Source organism: Pedobacter nyackensis (genome assembly GCF_032678475.1).
GTDB lineage: Bacteria > Bacteroidota > Bacteroidia > Sphingobacteriales > Sphingobacteriaceae > Pedobacter > Pedobacter nyackensis_A.
Genome location: NZ_JAVTSF010000001.1, coordinates 1,609,027 through 1,628,685, shown reverse-complemented (window position 1 = coordinate 1,628,685; position 19,659 = coordinate 1,609,027). Strand labels below are relative to the sequence as shown.

Sequence of the window (19,659 nt, the reverse complement as noted above, 5' to 3'; positions counted from 1 at the left end):
CATTTAAAATATGACCAGAATCATGTTTTTAAAGGGCTTTATTATGATTGAGATCATATTTAGAGGGATGTGAAAGCCGTAACATTACATCATAAAATAAATCAATAAAATGTTATGAAAAAGCTGTTTTTAATGTTTTCAATAGCCTTGTTTGTTGCAGGATGCGCAGGAGGAGGCAATTCTGATCCGAACGGTACAGCCGGACAATCCGAGGCTGCTGAAGCCCCGGCTGCAGGCACAGGTAGCTATGATCCAAACAGGGGAGAAGGCAAATTTACGGATGTTAAGATTAGTGATAAACTGGATGCCGAAATGGCTGCTCGTGGTGAAAAACTTGCGGATTTGAAATGTATCTCCTGTCATAAACTTACCGACGAAAAGTTAGTGGGACCGGGATGGGCAGGTGTTACCAAGCGTAATAAACCGGAATGGATCATGAATTTCATGACCAATACCGATGTCATGATCGATAAGGATCCAAAGGTACAGGCCATGCTTGAAATTTGCATGGTGCGTATGCCGAATCAGAATCTGAGCGATGGCGATGCCAGGGACATTCTGGAGTTTCTAAGAAAAAATGACGGTGTTAAATAGTAAAAATCTTATGTATATGAAAAAGACCTTATATCTATTGTGTTCATGTACGGCATTATTGATGCTGATGAACTTTTCTGGTTGTAAACCAAAGAATGCAGGAGATGCCACAGGCAGCGACGCTGCCGGAAGGGTGTATGTAGCACCCGGGAAATACGATGAACTTTACAATTTTGTTTCGGGTGGCTTTAGCGGTCAGGTAAGTGTATATGGTATACCTTCCGGACGCTTGCTACGGGTAATCCCGGTATTTTCTGTTGACCCGGAAAAAGGCTGGGGATACAGCGAAGAAACCAAGCCTATGCTGAATACCTCTCATGGTGAAATTCCCTGGGGAGATCAGCACCATCTTGACCTTTCACAAACCAATGGTGAGATTGATGGACGCTGGCTTTTTGCAAATGAAAACAATACACCCCGGATTGCCAGAATTGATTTGAAGACTTTCCGGACCGCAGAGATTATTGAGATCCCGAACAGTGCCGGAAACCACTCTTCACCTTTTATTACCGAAAATACGGAGTACGTAGTTGCCGGAACACGTTTTAGCGTTCCTATGGATTATGAAGACGGAGATGTACCCATTGATTCCTATAAAAAGAATTTTAAAGGTACACTAAGTTTTGTCAGTGTTGCCCCTGCAAACGGGGAGATGAAGCTTGCTTTTCAGATGCTACTTCCAGGTATGAATTTTGATTTGAGCCATAGTGGCAAAGGTCCCAGCAGCGGATGGTTTTTCTTCAGTTGCTATAATTCCGAACAAGCACACACTTTGCTGGAAGTCAATGCTTCCAAACGTGATAAGGATTATATCCTTGCTGTAAACTGGAAGAAAGCAGAGGAGTATGTTAAACAAGGTAAAGGAAAAAAGGTAAAAGCAAATTATGCACACAATACCTTTAGCGAAGTAACTCATAGTGCCACATCAAAAATGGAAACCGAAACTACATTAATTGATGTGAGGGACTTTCCTGACCTGGTTTATATGATTCCTTGTCCGAAATCTCCTCATGGTTGTGATGTGGATCCATCCGGTGAATATATAGTTGGCAGCGGAAAACTGGCAGCACTTATTCCGGTATTTTCTTTCAGCAAAATCCAGAAGGCCATTACAAATAAAACATATGATGGTGACTACGGGGGCATTCCGGTGTTAAAATATGAGGCTGCACTATATGGTGAGGTTAAAAAACCGGGCTTAGGACCGTTGCATACCGAGTTTGATGGTAAAGGCAATGCATACACCACCTTTTTTATCTCCTCTGAGATCGTAAAATGGAATATAAAAGAACTGAAGGTATTGGATAGACAGCCGACTTTTTATTCGCCCGGACACCTGACTATTCCTGGAGGAGATACTAAAAAACCTTATGGAAAGTACCTGGTGGCATATAATAAAATCACAAAGGACAGGTTTCTTCCAACAGGACCGGAATTATCTCAAAGTGCACAGCTTTTTGATATCAGTGGTGATAAGATGAAGTTGTTGCTGGATTACCCTACTATAGGTGAGCCGCATTACGCACAGATGGTTCCGGCTGAACTGATCTCTAAAAACTCACAAAAGATCTTCAAACTGGAAGAAAATAAACATCCTTATGTGACTATGGGAGAGAAAAGTTCTAAAGTAACCAGGGACGGAAATAAAGTACATGTTTATATGACTGCGATGCGCTCACACTTTTCTCCCGACAATATTGAAGGGATAAAAGTTGGAGATGAAGTTTATTTCCATGTGACTAATCTGGAACAAGATTGGGATGTGCCGCACGGTTTTGGTGTGAAAGGAAATAAAAATGCAGAGCTGCTGATCATGCCTGGTGAAACCACTACTTTAAAATGGGTTCCTGAGAAAGCCGGGATATTCCCAATCTACTGTACCGATTTCTGTAGTGCTTTACACCAGGAAATGCAGGGATATGTGAGAGTTTCGGCAAAAGGATCAAAAGTACCTATTTCTTTTAGCCTCGGTAAAAATTCCGAAGCGGCTGAAGAAGCGCTCAAAAAGTAAAAGCTTAATGATGCAGGCGGTGTTTTTTCACTGCCTGCATCATGTTTTAAGTTTAATTAATAACATGAACCCTAAACGATGAAATCTACAGAATTAACAGGTGTGAGCAGAATTATAGTGTTGGTGTGCGGACTTGCCCTGCTGGTTGTACTTTTTGTTCCCCTATGGCAAATAGAACTGGCGGCACCGCAGTACCCTGAGGGACTTGTACTTAAAATGTACCCGCACAAGCTTGCAGGAAATGTTGACATTATCAATGGTTTAAATCACTATATAGGGATGAAAACATTACACACAGCAGATTTTCCGGAGTTTAAGGTATTGCCATATATCATCGCGTTTTTTGCCGTATTTTCATTGGCTGTAGCCGGTTTTCTGCGAACTATGAAATGGTTAAAGGGGCTTTTTATCCTTTTTGTAATTTTTGGGGTTGTAGCTATGGCAGACTTCTGGAGATGGGAATATCAGTATGGACATGACCTGGACCCTAATGCGGCCATTAATGTCCCTGGGATGAGTTACCAACCTCCTTTGATCGGTTATAAACAGTTGTTGAATTTTGGTGCTTACTCCGTTCCGGATATAGGTGGCTGGATATTTATCGTTGTAGGACTTAGTTTAATGATGACATTGATACTCGAATTTAAAAATAAAAAACACACAATCATGAAACCGAAAATGCCAGTTCTGCTGCTCCTGTCATTCATCACATTAATGGCCTCTTGCAGCGTTGAACCTAAGCCTATTAAAGTAGGTACGGATGCCTGTAGTTTTTGTAAAATGGGAGTGGTAGATAAACGCTTTGGAGCTGAACTGATTACCAAAAAAGGAAAGATTTATAAGTTTGATGATTTACATTGTCTCTTAGCATTTACGAAAGAAAATGTAGAGAAAAACGCTGATATCGCCCGGATGTACCTCGTTGACTATGAGGAACCTCATGGTTTTATTGAATTGGAGAAAGCTTTTTTGTTTAAAAGTGAAGCATTCAGGTCGCCGATGGGTAGTGATGTTGCTGCTTTCCTTACGGAGAAACAGTTAAAGGCAGCTACGCAGACTTTAAAGGGGAGTGTGGTACAATTAAGTACACTGATGCCGGCAAGCCAATGAGAAACTTCCTATATATTTTATTGTTTAGCTGTTTCAGCGTTTTTGCTACAAGTGCCAAGACGATAAAAGTCGGTAAAACGAGAAATGTGAAGTCGATCCAAAAGGCAGTAGATTTGTCACATAATGGTGATACCATTCTTGTTGATCCGGGAATATACAAAGAGAAAAACATCATTATTCAAAAAGAGATCATCTTAAGTGGTATAAACTATCCGGTTCTTGATGGCGAAAATAAATACGCTATTCTTTCCATAAAAGCAAAAAATGCGACGGTGAAGGGGTTCAGGTTACAGCATACCGGACGTTCCGAGATCAGGGACCTGGGGGCGATTATGATTTACGACAGTTATAATGTTAAAGCCCTTAATAACATTTTGGAAGATACCAATTTTGGTATTTACGTTCAGAACAGCAAAAGATGTACGATAAAAGACAATGCCATAACTGCTTACGGGAAAGATGAAGTGCAAAGTGGAAACGGAATTCATTGCTGGCGTTCGGATAGCCTGGTTATTATTGGGAATAAGATAAAAGGGCATCGTGATGGGCTGTACTTTGAGTTCGTTAAAAACTCCCTGATATGGAGAAATGTAAGTACGCGAAATGTACGTTATGGCATTCATTTTATGTTTTCCAATCGCAACACCTACGTATCGAATATTTTTGAACGCAATGAAGCTGGGGTTGCGGTTATGTATAGTAATCACATCCACATGTATAACAATCATTTTTTGGATAACTGGGGAGATGCAGCTTATGGAATTTTATTGAAAGACATCACGGACAGCGATATTTCAGGTAACCATTTTACTAAAAATACAGTCGGGCTACACATGGAAGGCTGCAGCAGGATCAAGTTGTATAAAAATAGCTTTAGCCGTAACGGATGGGCTGTTAAAATCCAGGCCAGTTGTGACAACAATGATTTTACCAGAAATAATTTTATTGGAAATACATTCGACATCGGGACGAACGGTTCATTGGTGCTGAATACTTTTACTGGCAACTATTGGGACAAATATGAAGGATATGATCTCTTAAAGGACAATACCGGAGATGTGCCTTATCACCCGGTAAGTATGTACTCTATGATTATCGACAGCAACCCTGCCGCACTGATGCTTTTCAGGAGCCTGATTGTTTCCCTGCTGGATAGAACAGAAAAAATCCTTCCCGGAGTAACACCCGAAAATTTAAAAGATAATAAACCCTTAATGAGACCAATAGCTTTATGATAGCTGCAAAAAATATTACGAAAACATTTGGAAAGTTAAAGGCCTTGAATGATATTTCTGTTTCTTTTAACAGAGGGGCATGTATTGCTTTACTGGGGCCTAATGGTTGTGGTAAAACGACCTTGATCAAATCAATTCTGGGAATGGTAGTACCGGACAGTGGAACCATTGAGTTCGATGGACAATCTATTGGTAAACAGTGGTTGTATCGCGGACAGATAGGCTATATGCCTCAGATTGGCCGTTATCCAGAGAATATGACGATTGCGAATGTCATTGAAATGATGAAAGACATCAGAAAAGAGTGTCAGGGGCATCTGGATGAAGAGCTGATAGAAAGTTTTGATCTGCATGCGCTCATGAATAAGAAAATGCATACACTTTCCGGAGGTACCCGGCAAAAGGTTAGTGCCTGCCTGGCATTTTTGTTCAATCCGGATGTGCTGATCCTGGATGAACCCACTGCAGGACTTGATCCGGTATCCTCTGAAAAGCTGAAGAGAAAAATCATTTTGGAGAAAGAAAAAGGAAAGCTGATTTTAATCACCTCGCATGTTTTAAGTGAATTGGACGACCTGATCACTGATGTGTTTTATATGCAGGATGGGAGGTTGATTTTTTATAAAAAACTTTCAGCTTTAATGCAAGCTACAGGAGAAGAAAAGCTGGCAAAAGCAATCGCTAAAATTATGATCGCCTAGAGATGAAGAAAATATTAAAATATGTAATTTTAGATATCGTCCAGAATAAGATCGTATTGATCTATACGTTTCTGTTACTATTGGTTTCCTTAAGTGTTTTTAACCTGGAAAGTAATGCCGCTAAGGGGGTGCTCAGTCTTTTGAACATCATTCTTATACTCGTTCCGTTAATCAGTATCATTTTTTCGACAATATATATATATAATAGTTCGGAATTTATAGAGTTACTGGTTAGTCAGCCTGTAAAAAGGAAATCCATTTGGTTAAGTTTATTTGGTGGACTGGCGGCCTCTTTGTCGCTCGCCTTTTTTATTGGTGCAGGTATTCCTATTTTGCTATATCATGGTGATGCAACCGGGATTATGATGATTTTAACCGGACTTTTTTTAACCGTTATTTTTGTGAGTATAGCGATGCTGGCTGCAGGTGTTACCCGTGACAAGGCGAAGGGAATAGGCCTTTCCATTTTGTTATGGCTTTATTTTTCACTTCTTTTTGATGCCCTGGTCTTATTCTTCCTGTTTCAGTTTCAGGATTATCCGCTGGAAAGGGCTATGGTGTTTTTTAGCTTTCTTAATCCAATTGACTTAGGTCGTATTCAGATCTTGTTGCAGATGGATATTTCGGCTTTGATGGGATATACGGGAGCAATATTCAGAGAATTTTTTGGAAATCAGACAGGAATTCTGTTATCTTTTTTTGGATTGTTGATTTGGATTGTAATCCCTTTGTTTTTATCGCTGAAAAAGTTTTCCAAGAAAGATTTATAGGATTAGAATCTTAGATTAGTAATATATGATGTAAAATATGGAATCAAAAATTATACAAGCGGCCGAGGCGTCGCAATTTATCAAATCAGGAGACCGGGTCTTTATCCATGGAGGGGCCGCAACCCCTGTTTATTTGGTTAACGCGATGCAGCAAAGGGCTGATGAGCTTGAAAATGTTGAACTGGTAAGTATTACTACGCTGGGAGATGTTGGTTTTGACTTGCCTGAGTTGAGACGGGCTTTCTTCTTTAATTCTTTGTTTGTTTCTGCTGCGACCCGTAATGTAGCTAATAGTGACCGGGGAGATTATGTACCTATTTTTTTAAGCCAGATCCCTCAGTTGTTCCGTAAAAGAATTTTGCCTATTGATGTGGCACTTATACAGGTATCCCCTCCGGATGTTCATGGATATTGTTCCTTAGGGACTTCTGTTGATATAGCGAGGGCTGCGGTAGATACTGCAAAAATTGTAATTGCACAGGTAAATAATCGAATGCCCCGAACGCATGGAGAAAGTTTTATTCATGTGGATAAGCTTAATGCCCTGGTTTATCAGGATGCAGAACTTCCTGTGGTAGACTACAGCTCAGACGTCAATGATATTGTAGGGAAAATCGGATATAATGTGGCTTCGCTTGTCGAAGATGGTGCAACATTACAGTTGGGCATAGGAAGTATTCCTGATCAGGTCCTTAAAAATCTGACCAATCATAAAAATCTGGGTCTACATACTGAAATGTTTTCAGATGGTGTTATTGACCTGATCAATAAAGGCGTGATCAATAACAGTGAAAAGAAATTGAATAGGGGAAGATCTGTGACCTCATTTTTAACAGGCACCAGAAAGCTATATGATTTCGTTGATGATAACCCTGCTGTACGTGTAATGGACATTAGTTACGTGAATGATACCAGTATCATCAGGCAGAACCCTAAAGCCACAGCAATTAACAGCGCAATAGAATTAGATCTGACCGGTCAGGTTTGTGCCGATTCCATCGGAACGTATCAGTATTCAGGGATTGGGGGGCAGATGGATTTTATGCGCGGCGCCTCGTTGTCAGAAGGTGGAAAGCCGATTATTGCTTTACCTTCTCAGACCAACAAAGGTATCAGCAGGATTGTACCTTTTTTGAAGGAAGGGGCAGGAGTAGTTACTACCAGAGGGCATGTTCATTGGGTAGTTACGGAATACGGTATAGTAAATTTATTCGGACAATCCTTGAAACAGAGAGCCAGGTCGCTGATTGAAATAGCCCATCCGGATCATCGGGAGAAATTGGATCAGGCATATTTTACCAGATTTAAAACCATATAGATTCTTCATCAACCAAAATAACCTCGTAAAAAGCCTTTAGTTTTTAAGACTAAAGGCTTTTTATTTTCTAAGGATAATCCAGTCTATTATTCCTATTGTCCATTTTATTTTCTTTCACTGCAATATACTTTTGATATCCTGATGGATTTGGGAAAACCATGAGGATTAATCTTTTATCAATTACTTGATTCAATGAAACAAAAAGTATACTGTTTATTAACGCTTGCGGGTTTAGCTTGTCTGACTGTTCAATCAGCAGATGCTCAGGAGACAGAGGTAAAGCAGCCGGATTCAAAAGTAGTCGGTACTCTTTCCCCTAAAAAGATTACTATCGCAGTAAAGGATTTTTCGAGCTCTAGATTATTAGATAGTGTTCAGGTTGTAATGGGAAAGGAATCCAAATATTCCAATAGTAAAGGTATAGTTGTTTTTGAAAACAACAGCGATTCTGTAATTATACTTTCAAAACCGGGATATAGCAAGACTGGAAAAAAAATAACGTCCTCTTTTGTAACGGTCCGCCTGATGAAAGCAGATAAATCAGTAGGAGGCTATTTTGTGAATACTGGTTTGTCGCAAAATGCAGTTGAGCTGTTTTCCGGTTCGGCAACCACCGTAACGGGAGAGAACCTTCGGAAGGTAAGCTCCCTTAGCCTGATTGATGGTTTAAAATTTTATATACCGTCGCTATTTGTGTTGAGGAGCAACAATAATGGGGACGATCCTAATGTGCTTCCTCAAATCCGGCTTCGCGGTGCTACTAGTATCCCCTTCCCGGCCAGGATTATAAATGGTAATGTTATATCCGGGGTGCAGACGACCCCGTCGACAGCAGATTATGTCGCCTCCAGTGTACGCTCAAATAGCGGACCTTTAATTTTATTGGATGGGATCCAGGTTTCAGCACAAACCATTCTTGATATCGATCTTAACCGTATAAATAATGTTGTCGTGTTAAAAGATGCAGCTGCTACTGCAAGTTATGGTATGCGGGGCAGTAATGGGGTTATTGCTGTGCAGACCAATAAACCTCAGGGCAAATTTGAAATTTCCTTCTCGGAACAACTTCAGATCGCCAGTCCTGATCTTTCTTCCTTCAGGCCTTTATCGTCAAAACAGAAATTAGATATAGAGAAAAACTCCGGAATTTTTAATGGAGTCCTGGAACCGGTTTACTTAAACAGATATAATCAGGCCTATAATAATAATGTGAATACCGATTGGCTATCTATGCCCTTGCGAAATGGGGTAGGTACAAAACACTCCCTGGCTTTAAATGCCGGTAATGATGATATCGTGTATGGTTTAAATGCAGCTTACAATGATGTAGAAGGTGTCATGAAAGGTTCATCCAGAAAAAACCTTGATCTGGGAGCCTATTTTGGTGGCCGTCTTGGTGCGTTGACTTTCAATAACAAATTTTCATACCTGGGGTCAAATGCGGCGAATTCTGAGTATGGCGAATTTAATAGTTATGTGAAAATGAACCCTTATTGGCAATCTAATGACCCTTTAACTGGAAAAGTGCAAAAGATTGTGGAGTTAAATACAATTGGTGACCAGCTTTTTAGTTTTGTAAACCCGGCTTATAATGCAAGCCTTTCTACTTTAGATCATATTGATTATGCAAGGTTCAGCAATTTAACCAATCTGAACTGGATTATTGGTTCCGGATTTCAATTGAATGGGGTAGCAAGTATTACTAAACAATCTGATGAACTGAATTATTTTTTGCCACCCAATCATACCGTATTTAAGGACATTACGCCCGATAACTTATTTAAAAGAGGGTTGTATGAATATACTTCCAACTCATTTATGGATGTTCAGGGAGGGCTCCGTTTGCAGTATCAGCAGTATTTTAATAAGCACCACATTTTTGTAAATGTTGGCCAAAGCGTGTCGCAAACATCCAGTGAATCTGAAAGCATAGCTGTAAGAGGGTTTGCTGCCGACCGTCTGGCTGACATTGGATTTGGGATCGGGTATGCTATTCCAAAGCCGGTAAGTGGTAAAATTATGACCAGGTATGCTTCTACTTTTGGTAATGTTGCTTATAGCTATGATAGTCGTTACCAGGTTGACCTTACGGGGTCAAAGGACTTTTATTCCGGACTGGACAAAGGTGCTGGTTTTGGTGCAATAGGTTTTTCATGGAATGTGAACAATGAAGAATTTCTTAAACCTGTAAAATGGATCGATCTTTTAAAAATTAAAGGGAGTTTCGGCATTTCCGGTAACCAGGGGTTTTTATCTTATCTAAACAGAACTACTTACGATTATTATACCAATCAGCAATATATACCAACTGGTAGCGGCCTTGGGACAATTGGAATTGGCTTAGGTGCCTACCTTACAGGATATGCAAGTAAAAACCTGCAATCGCCCGAAACATTTAAACAAGATATTGGTATAGATGCTGCTTTCTTTAACAACCGTGTGGCATTTAACTTTAATACATACAGACAGTTGAATTACAGAATGGTACTTCCTGTTCATTCTCCTGCTTCCAGCGGATACCAGAACTTTTCTTATTACGACAATTATGGGGAAATAGAGAATACAGGTTTTGAAATGGGGGTTATGGCCAGAGTTTATCAATCAGACAGGAATAAACTGAGGGTTAGTCTTATGGCAAATGCATTTCATTCAAAGGATAAGATTACCGCTTCCGGGCCATATTTAAATGATCAGAATGATTATAATGATGTTGCTGAACCTCAGAATATTATTCAGCCAAAGTATGTGGTTGGCAGATCGCCATTTGCCATCTGGGCTGTTCCATCACTGGGTATTGACCCTCAGTCGGGGAAAGAGATTTTTCAGAAAAAGGATGGTACCTCTACTATGATCTGGGATGCAGCTGATAAGGTATTCGCTGGTAATTTAACCCCTGACTGGTCTGGTTCTTTTGGTACTGAGGCCACTTTTCGTCAGTTCTCTTTTGCTGCATTTTTCAATTATCAATTTGGTGCTAAAGTTTATAATCAAACTATGGCTGATATTGAAAACGCTGGTGTGAATGATAACCTTGATGCACGTGTTTTTAATTCAGGACGTTGGGTACCAGGTATGACAAATGCTAAGTATAAGGGCTTGTTTAATTCGTCAACTTATGCAACAACCCGATTGGTAGAAAATGATAACAAAATCCAGTGCTCATCAATTTTACTGGGGTATATGTTGCCAAAGGTACTGGCCGAAAAGGTTAAAGCCAAAAGACTGGAACTGAAATGTATGGTCAATAATGCTTTTGATATTGGTGGGGCCGATATGCAGCGTGGAATTTATTATCCGTTCCAACGCAGTTACACCTTCATTTTAAATGCAAACTTTTAAATCAAGTACAATGGAGATTTTGAGAAAGAAATTGTCAGTTATTGCAGGTCTGCTGGTCCTGTTTAGTATGATGGCATGTAAAAAATGGGTTTCCGATGCCCGTCAGCCTTTAGGGGTAGATGATGCTAAGGTATTTTCTACTGAGCAGGGATTTCGTGAGGTATTAAATGGCGTATATCTGCAAATGGGCGATTCAACCCTGTATGGAAAGGAATTAACAATGGGGGTGCTTTCTCTTGCAGGGAGAAACTATGATAGTGTTAGTGTAAAGAAAGTAAGACCATTGTACTATAATGCTGCAATCTACAATTTTACCGATCCAAAAATAAAGGATTATACGAATGACGTATGGAATAAAATGTATAAGGCTATTGCCAATCTGAATAACCTGCTTTATAATCTGGAACTTAGAAAAACCATATTTACGGGTAACAATTACAACACTTATAAGGGAGAAGCGTTGGCCCTAAGAGCATATCTGCATTTTGATCTGCTCCGGTTATTTGCCTCTATTGATGCCGGGACACCTGGCATTCCCTATGTAACAACTATTGATTTTAATGAAACAAAGGCTGGTACCGTTGGGAATACCCTTGAACAATGTATCGCGGACTTGTCGGCAGCTGATGCTTTACTCGCAGCAGATAACATGAGTACTTCCCAGATTACAAAATGGGCAGTCAAAGGTCTGTTAGCGCGGGTTTATTTATATAAAGGAGATACAGGAAAGGCTAATGAAAATGCCCTGGCAGTAATTGACAGCAAAAAGTTTGAATTGTCAGTAAACACAAATTCTGATTTGTTTTTTAATAAGGAAAACATTTTTACGCTTTATATCTATAGCAATAACTATTACGCTTATTACAAGGCTATTTTTGGAGCACCGTCACTGATTGGTTTATCTGTATCAGGGCAGAGTGCTTTGTATGGTAGTACGGTTACCGATTATCGTAAAAGCTTCATTGATGCTACCACTGGTGCGGCCTCAGGTGTGCCACTTTTACCTAAGAAGTTTACAGTAACGGCCTCAAATATATTCCCTATGGTACGGTTAACAGAAATGTATTACATCGCTGCTGAATGTGCGGCTGATGTATCAACAGGTTTATCCTATATCAATAAGGTTAGGGTTTCCAGAAACCTGACAGGTTTAACAGCAGTTAATGTACCTGATCCGGAAAGTCTTTCTAAAGAGATTATGAATGAATACCGTAAAGAATTTTTAGGTGAAGGGCAAGTGTTTTTCTATTATAAACGTAAAAATATACCCTTTAACGCACTACCATTTTATCCAAAGGTGCCGGCTGTACCTGGCGAGGCTTACTTGCCGGTGGCATCTAATGCGACATACACATTTGTAAAACCTGAATAAAAGGTAATTAAACTGAACCAACAAATTAATTGCAACATGATTGTTATAAATAGCAATAATATAACTATAAATAGGGGGCGGGGCAAAGGAATGCTGTTGCTGCTGTTCCTGAACTTCTTTAGTATCATACTTTTTGCACAAGATGTGATCATTAAAGGTATGGTAAGGGATGAAATGGGAGGACCGCTGGTAGGTGCATATATACTACAGGTTGGCACCAAAAATGCGACACGGACAGAGAAAGATGGCTCTTTTGAATTGAGAAATGTAAGCCCCGGTGCCGTGATAAGAGCATCGTTTGTTGGCCGGGTGATGGTGGAGAAAACCTTAAAAGCAGGTGAAAGAACCCTGAATTTTACTTTAAAAATTAACAACCTTACTCTTAAGGAAGTAACAGTAAATACAGGTTTATATAAACGACCGGTAGGTAATTTTACAGGATCAGCTAAAACTTATTCGGGGGAGGAACTGAAAATGGTTAATCCCCGAAATGTACTGCAGGCATTGTCTGTGGTTGATCCATCGGTAAGGATAGCACAGAACAATGTACTTGGTAGTGATCCGAACAGCTTACCTAATCTACAGATAAGGGGGGCCAATAACCTTTCTACTCTGGCGCCGGGTAGTGCAGCAAATCCGGTATCAAGTGGTGATATCATGTCTAATTACTTGTCCAATCCTAACCAGCCATTGATTATCCTGGATGGTTTTGAAACTACATTGCAAACGCTTTATGATTTGGATATCAATTTAATTGCCAACATTACGGTATTAAAGGACGCTGCGGCAACTGTTGCTTATGGATCGAAGGCCGCTAATGGGGTAATTGTAGTAGATACCAAACAGCCGGTTCCCGGTAAATTAAGAGTTACTTATTCGGTAAATGCCAGTCTGGAATTGCCTGACCTTTCATCTTACAACATGATGAATGCAGAACAGCTTTTAGAAGCACAGCGTTTAACCGGAGTTTATAGTGATCCAAACAACCAGTTTGTTGATCTGGCCAGAAAACAGTGGTATGATCACAGACTGGGGCAGGTAAGAAGCGGGGTAAATACGTACTGGCTCTCCCAGCCGGTACAAACAGGGTTCGGTTTAAGCCACAGTCTTTCTTTATCCGGTGGTAGTGGGGCTTTACGTTATTCTTTTGGCCTGAACTACAATTCAGCTGAAGGTGTGATGAAAGAGTCAGGGAGAGATCGTTATGGAATGAGCTATAATGTCTCTTATACAATTAAGAATGTTAAGCTGAGCAATTCCATTGCTGTTAGCTATATGAAAGGAAATAATACACCCTGGGGGAGTTTTGAATCGTATGTCAAACTATTCCCGTATTTCAGAAATACAGATGCTACGGGGATGCCGATAAAAATTCTTGAGCCTGCTCAATCTGAACTTGGTTTCAGTATTTCTGCGCCGGGTGGGACATTTGTCAATCCTTCCTATAACTCTACATTAAACGTAAAGGATTATTCTACGATACTGAATATGACCAACAATACCAATTTGGAGTGGTCTTTAACGGAAGACCTGAAAATAACTGGTAGTCTGGGCTGGACTTCAAATGCCCCGGGAGCTGAAACATTTTATCCTGCAGATCATACCCGCTTTGTTTCAAATCCATTGGCTTTATTCCCTAATCTGGGCTATTATCAACAGCTTAATGGGCGGAACAGTGCAATAAATGGCAGGCTGAATGCAAGTTACCATTTAAGGCTTGGTAAGAATACTATCCTTGCGAACCTTGGTGCCCAGATGCAAAAAACTTCGAGTAACTCTACTGCCGTAGCTGTTTATGGTATCCCTAATGATTATCTGGGGGAAATAGGACTGGCCAATGGCTTTGATTACCAGAGTACTAAACCAAGGTCTACCACCAATATGAGCAAGAACCTTTCTAACTTTTTGAGTGTAAGCTATAATTACGATAACCGCTATACAGCCGAATTTACATTTAACCAAAGTGGCTCGTCTCAATTTGGTTCTAACAGCCGTTTTGCTCCTTTTTATGCAGGTGGTCTTAGCTGGAACATTACCAATGAACCATTCTTTAAACCCAATAACATCATACAGACCGCAAAAATGAATGCGAGTATAGGTACTACCGGCAATCAGAATTTTTCTTCTGATATGGCGCAGCAGATCTATCAGTATAATTATCAGAACAATTACCGTTTGATGGTAGGTTCTTCAACACTTAATTATGCTAATCCCGATTTAAAATGGCAGCAAACGTTGAAAAAGAATATTGGCTTAACCTTAGGAATGTTAAATGGCAAGCTAAATGTAAACCTCGAGTTTTTCAAAGAAACAACGGATAACCTGATCCTGCCATTAGACCTCGCACCTTCTACAGGTTTTGCCAGTTATCAGAATAACTTGGGAGCAACAAGCAATCAGGGGTATGAACTGGCCTTGTCTGCCCCGGTAATTAAAGATTCTAAGCGTAACATATTCTGGACAGTTGCTTTTAATGCAGGGCACTATTCCAATGTGATTACGAAGTTGTCGCCAGCAATTATTGCCATCAATGATGCTTTTAATAGTAAGGAGGACCCGAATAATGCAACAAACACAAGATACCAGACCAGTCCGCTGCCTCGTTTTGAAGTAGGTCAGTCGATGTCGAGGATCTGGGCCGTACCTTCTTTAGGAATCGATCCGGCAACTGGTAAAGAAGTATTTGTGAAATTGGATGGCAGCCGTTCCTTTGTATGGGATGCAAAAGATAAACGTCCTATAGCTGACGGAACTGCGAAAATAAAAGGAAGCATGAGTTCTAACCTTACCTATAAAAACTTTGTGTTCAATTTTATTTTTAGCTATCAGTATGGTGGTTACATGTATAACCAAACGCTGGTAGACAAGGTAGAGAATGTAAACCTGATGCAGGGAAATGCTGATTTAAGGGTGTTAACAGAGCGTTGGAAGCAACCTGGTGATCATTCTTCATTTAAAGCGCTGACTGCTAATGGAGCTTTAGGCCTGCAACAAACAAATGTAACTTCGCGTTTCGTTCAAAAGGATAATTTTCTGGAGTTGGCAAGTATAAGCGTGGGTTATAATATCCCTCCAAATCTGAAGTGGGTAAGAGCGGCCCGCTTATCGGCTCCCCGTTTAATGATCACTCAAAATAACCTGCTTCGTTTTGCGACCATCAAAACTGAGAGGGGGACAAGTTATCCTTTCTCCAGAAGCTTAAATTTTGGCATATCAACAAATTTTTAAAACTATGTCTGGAATCAATCAAAATACCTGGAAATTTAATTTAATGTTCTGTTTTGTGCTGCTTATTTCATTAAGTGGCTGCAAGAAGTTTCTGGAGATGCCCGTAAAAGATAAGGTGCCTCAGGAAGCATTGTTTAGTAATGAAGAAGGATTTATTGATGCTTTGACCGGGGTTTACCTGGGTATGGATAAACCTGCTACGGTTTCTACCAAAGGGCTTTACACCAATGACCTTTCTGTTGGGATGTTATCTGTTATGGCTAATAATTATACCAATGCATTAAGCTCTTCAATAGCGGATGGCCTTTATGCCAATGCTGCAAGGTATGACTATGAACAGGTGGGCGTAAAACAGGAGATTGCGTTTTTCTGGAGTGGTATGTATAACAATATCGCGAACTTAAATAATATGCTTGAACAGATAGATGCCAAAGCAAGTATTTTTTCTCTTGATCATTACAATAAAGTAAAAGGAGAGGCGCTGGCATTGCGGGCACTGTTTCATTTTGATCTGGCCCGTACGTTTGGTCAGCCGCCGTTAACGGGTATGAATGAAAAGGCGATACCTTATGTGAAAAAATTCACGTCAACTTCAACACGCTTTATACCACTTCATGAGGCTTTGGATTCTTGTATTCTGGATTTGAACAAGGCCAATGAAATATTGGCAAAGACAGATACTTCGAAAGTGCATGAAGGTAATTTAGATCTCTTTTCGGGGTATACGCAGAATCATATGAATTACTGGGCTACTAAAGCTTTGCTGGCGCGTGTTTATTTGTATAAAGGCGATTATGAAAATGCGATGAAGATGGCAAAGCAGGTTATTGCAAGTAATAAGTTTCCTCTATCAACTGAGAATGTCGCTGTTGCAACCGCTACAGTCAGGGACCGTCTGTTTTCAAAAGAATTGATTTTTTCAGTTTACAGTTCAAACCTTAAGATTATTAATGAAGGTTTGTTTAATGTGAGCGAGGGTACGCCGCTTCAGCTTGCTGCTAATAGCAAGAATGCAATTTATGGGAATACGGCACCATTAGATTGGCGTTTATCCTGGTTTGATAACAATACGAAAAATGTTAATGTGCCATCTAAGTATTTTCAGGATGCCAACTTGCCTTATATTATGCAAAATATTGCACCTGTAATCCGCATTTCTGAACTGTATTATATCGTTGCCGAATGTGCTAATGCTATGGGCGATCTGCCGACAGGGCTATTGTACTTAAATAAGGTACGAAATGCAAGGGGCCTGAACTCCTTAACGGAAACCAATGTGCCTGATAAAGCTGCACTCTCAAATGAGATCACCAAAGAATATAAAAAAGAGTTTATCCAGGAGGGGCAAACGTTTTTTTACTACAAAAGGCTGAACAAGGATTTAAAGATAGAATCGGGTACAACAGTTGCCGTACCTGCAAATGCTTATGTATTTCCGATACCTGATAAGGAAGTCGAAAATAATAAATAATAGTATATCCATTTAATTAAGGAAAAGATATGAAACTTAGATTTCAACATATATGTACATTTTTCATTGCCCTGTCTCTTTTCGGATGTAAACAAGATCCCGCTTTGTTTGTAGAAAAGGATGGCCTTTATTTTGGCACAGCAGATACGGCAATTTCTTATTTGTTTGCTAAGTATCCGAACAGGACCACAGATACCATTAAGGTGCCGGTTAATGTATTGGGCAGCTCAACTTCCGGTGACAGGCCGATTTCTTTTGAGTTGGTTCCCGAATCTGGCGATGGCGCAGCAATCGAAGGAACGCACTTTAAAATACCTGGTGGAGCGGTAATTCCGGCTAAGGCAATTGCCGGTGTTATTCCGGTTGTTGTGTATCGTACTGCCGACCTGGAATCAGATAAGGCGGTTAAATTAGCCTTAAGGATAAAGAAAGACGAGAATTTCCCGGCCGAGGGCATTACTACAAGGCAAAAATTGACAATTAACCTGGCATATTTGCAGAAACCGGCCTCATGGGGCGAGTTTACAGGCTCTATTACAGGTTTTTGGGCCGGCTATAGAACTAATTTTGGAACCTGGACTCCTACAAAATATAAATTGATCCTGGATGCGTTGTATGATCCCGAAACTGGTTCAACTATAACTGAATTTCCGGGAAGCAGATTCGCTCCACTACCTCCAAATTATAACCAATACTTAGCAGTTGTGAGAAATTATATCAAAGTGAAATATCCTGGCAACTATGGTTTGGACGGGGCGGTTTTAATCGATCCTGATAATGATAATATGCCTGTCCAGGTTGGTCCGGCAAACTATTAAAGATGGTCATCACTATTAAAAAATAAATCATATACGGATGAAAAGAATTTTAAATGTTTTCCTCGCTTTGGTAATTTTTGGAGCAATGCTTATGGGCTGTGCAAAGGATAAGGGAGATTATAACTACCATGATATTAATACACTTAAGCTCTCAACGGATATGAGCGGAACAGATCCGAATGTATTTATTACACCGGATTCTATTGATTTAAGACAGAACGACAGTTTAAAGGTAAGGTTAAAAATAGATCAGTCACTGGCAACTTCAAAGGGACTGTCTTACCAATGGTTCATTACCCAATATGAACAATCTAATGCCAATCCACCTTCGTATTTAATTGGTAATACTGAAGAGTTAAAAACCAAGATCACCCTGGTGCCCAATTTATACCGTTTGGTGGCTAAAGTAACAGATAAAAGTACGGACGTGTCTTACTATAAAACGTTTTCTTTGAATGTCTCCGGGTCTGAATGGGGCGCTGAAGGCTGGGTAGTTTTACAGGAGCAGGCCGGAGGATCTGATATTTCGGTAATTACAACCAGGGATGGAACTGTAAAAGGAAAAGTTTTTAATGATGTTTATTCTACAATGAATGGTCATAAACTGCCTGTAGGTACATATAAAGTAAATGTCATCAATTATGGAACTGCTTTACGTGCACAAAAAGTGTCTTTCCTTTATCCGAATGGTGGCTTGCAAACCAGAAGTATCGATTTTGTAGATTCTACAAGAGCGGAGAATTGGTTTGCCGGGGCGATCACAACAATGAACCTACAGGCAAATGGCTCTGCTGGTGGCTCAAGCGCAGGATGGGAATATGTAATTGTAAATAATCAAATTGCCTATCGTCAGTTTGGAAGTGTAGCTCATTTAGCTAATCCACCACTTTTCTTTCCTCCTTTTGAAGGACTTTCAGTTGCCCCTTTTGTAATTCATGCAGCTGCTAGTGATCAGTTCTATACACTTTTTGATAAGGTGAACAAGGGTTTTGTGCTCTTTAATGCCTCCACATCAGCACTTACAGTTCCACCTGCTTATGCAGCGGCAGCGACAAATCTGGATCCTGTAACGGGTAGTGGGTTTGACCTCAGGAATATGACAGATAACATGATTTACGCTGAAAATGTGCAACCGATGACAGCCAATAGTGCAATTTACTGGAATTGTTTCTTTAGAAATGATGCAGGGAACAATACATACCTGGTTCAGTTCCTTCGTAATTTGTCCTATAAAAATGATTTTACTACAGGCCGCTTCCAGTTAAAAGAAGCATCCTGTCCGGGAATTAATTCTGCAACCATCTTTGCCAATCCCACATCTCTTCCTATGCCAAGGGGCGTATTTTATTATGTGAACGAGAATAAGGTATATACCTGTACAGTAAATACTTTGGCTGGTTCTGCGGCATCACCGGGTCTGACTTTCGCGCCTGGGACAGTCATCAAGGCAATGAAGGTATTCAATTCGGGGTATACCGCTGCTAATATTATCTCACTTGCTATACCGGAAGGTAAAGTACTGGTGGTAGCTACAGATGAGACCGCGAATGGGGGAGGGAATAAAGTTTATTTCTTTAACCTGAATGCTCAGACAGGAGCTATCCTTGGTTCGCCGTCATCTCCGGCCGATGTATATACAGGCTTTGATAAAATTACTGATATCGTATTTAAAAAGGCCCTTGGCCGATAAAA

At 40.2% G+C, this 19,659-nt stretch carries 13 protein-coding genes; all 13 read left to right on the top strand.

Annotation, left to right across the window (positions count from 1 at the left end; translation table 11 throughout):
• Positions 1-114 precede the first annotated feature (114 nt).
• The 13 genes from R2Q84_RS06525 (at position 115) to R2Q84_RS06465 (ending at position 19,657) form a co-directional block, all read left to right on the top strand.
• Positions 115-594, top strand: coding sequence for a cytochrome c (locus tag R2Q84_RS06525; RefSeq protein WP_316815727.1), 480 nt, complete (start codon positions 115-117; stop codon positions 592-594).
• Positions 595-610: 16 nt separating this feature from the next.
• Positions 611-2,605, top strand: a complete 1,995-nt coding sequence (gene nosZ, locus R2Q84_RS06520; RefSeq protein WP_316815726.1) for a Sec-dependent nitrous-oxide reductase — start codon at positions 611-613, stop codon at positions 2,603-2,605.
• A gap of 78 nt (positions 2,606-2,683) precedes the next feature.
• The gene (locus tag R2Q84_RS06515) at positions 2,684-3,715 is read left to right on the top strand and encodes a nitrous oxide reductase accessory protein NosL (protein ID WP_316815725.1); all 1,032 of its coding nucleotides are present in this window, start codon (positions 2,684-2,686) and stop codon (positions 3,713-3,715) included.
• An 86-nt stretch (positions 3,716-3,801) separates the two neighbouring features.
• Positions 3,802-4,950, top strand: a complete 1,149-nt coding sequence (nosD, locus tag R2Q84_RS06510) for a nitrous oxide reductase family maturation protein NosD (protein ID WP_316815724.1) — start codon at positions 3,802-3,804, stop codon at positions 4,948-4,950.
• Entirely contained in the window at positions 4,947-5,651 is a 705-nt protein-coding gene (locus R2Q84_RS06505; RefSeq protein ID WP_316815723.1) for an ABC transporter ATP-binding protein, read from the top strand. Before nosD ends, R2Q84_RS06505 begins: the two co-directional genes overlap by 4 nt.
• Before the next feature lie 2 nt (positions 5,652-5,653).
• Entirely contained in the window at positions 5,654-6,421 is a 768-nt protein-coding gene (locus R2Q84_RS06500; protein ID WP_316815722.1) for an ABC transporter permease subunit, read from the top strand.
• Positions 6,422-6,458: 37 nt separating this feature from the next.
• Positions 6,459-7,739: an acetyl-CoA hydrolase/transferase family protein gene (locus R2Q84_RS06495; RefSeq protein ID WP_316815721.1), complete on the top strand. Its 1,281-nt coding sequence runs from the start codon at positions 6,459-6,461 to the stop codon at positions 7,737-7,739.
• A gap of 192 nt (positions 7,740-7,931) precedes the next feature.
• On the top strand, positions 7,932-11,078 hold the full coding sequence (locus tag R2Q84_RS06490) for a SusC/RagA family TonB-linked outer membrane protein (protein WP_316815720.1): 3,147 nt from the start codon (positions 7,932-7,934) through the stop codon (positions 11,076-11,078).
• Positions 11,079-11,088: 10 nt separating this feature from the next.
• Positions 11,089-12,450, top strand: coding sequence for a RagB/SusD family nutrient uptake outer membrane protein (locus R2Q84_RS06485; protein WP_316815719.1), 1,362 nt, complete (start codon positions 11,089-11,091; stop codon positions 12,448-12,450).
• A gap of 36 nt (positions 12,451-12,486) precedes the next feature.
• Positions 12,487-15,678, top strand: coding sequence for a SusC/RagA family TonB-linked outer membrane protein (locus R2Q84_RS06480; protein ID WP_316815718.1), 3,192 nt, complete (start codon positions 12,487-12,489; stop codon positions 15,676-15,678).
• Positions 15,679-15,682: 4 nt separating this feature from the next.
• Positions 15,683-17,149, top strand: a complete 1,467-nt coding sequence (locus tag R2Q84_RS06475) for a RagB/SusD family nutrient uptake outer membrane protein (protein ID WP_316815717.1) — start codon at positions 15,683-15,685, stop codon at positions 17,147-17,149.
• Positions 17,150-17,178: 29 nt separating this feature from the next.
• Positions 17,179-17,967: a DUF4843 domain-containing protein gene (locus R2Q84_RS06470; protein ID WP_316815716.1), complete on the top strand. Its 789-nt coding sequence runs from the start codon at positions 17,179-17,181 to the stop codon at positions 17,965-17,967.
• A 37-nt stretch (positions 17,968-18,004) separates the two neighbouring features.
• Positions 18,005-19,657 carry a PKD-like family lipoprotein gene (locus tag R2Q84_RS06465; RefSeq protein WP_316815715.1) on the top strand — a complete coding sequence of 551 codons (1,653 nt, stop codon included), beginning with the start codon at positions 18,005-18,007 and terminating at the stop codon, positions 19,655-19,657.
• Positions 19,658-19,659: the final 2 nt, after the last annotated feature.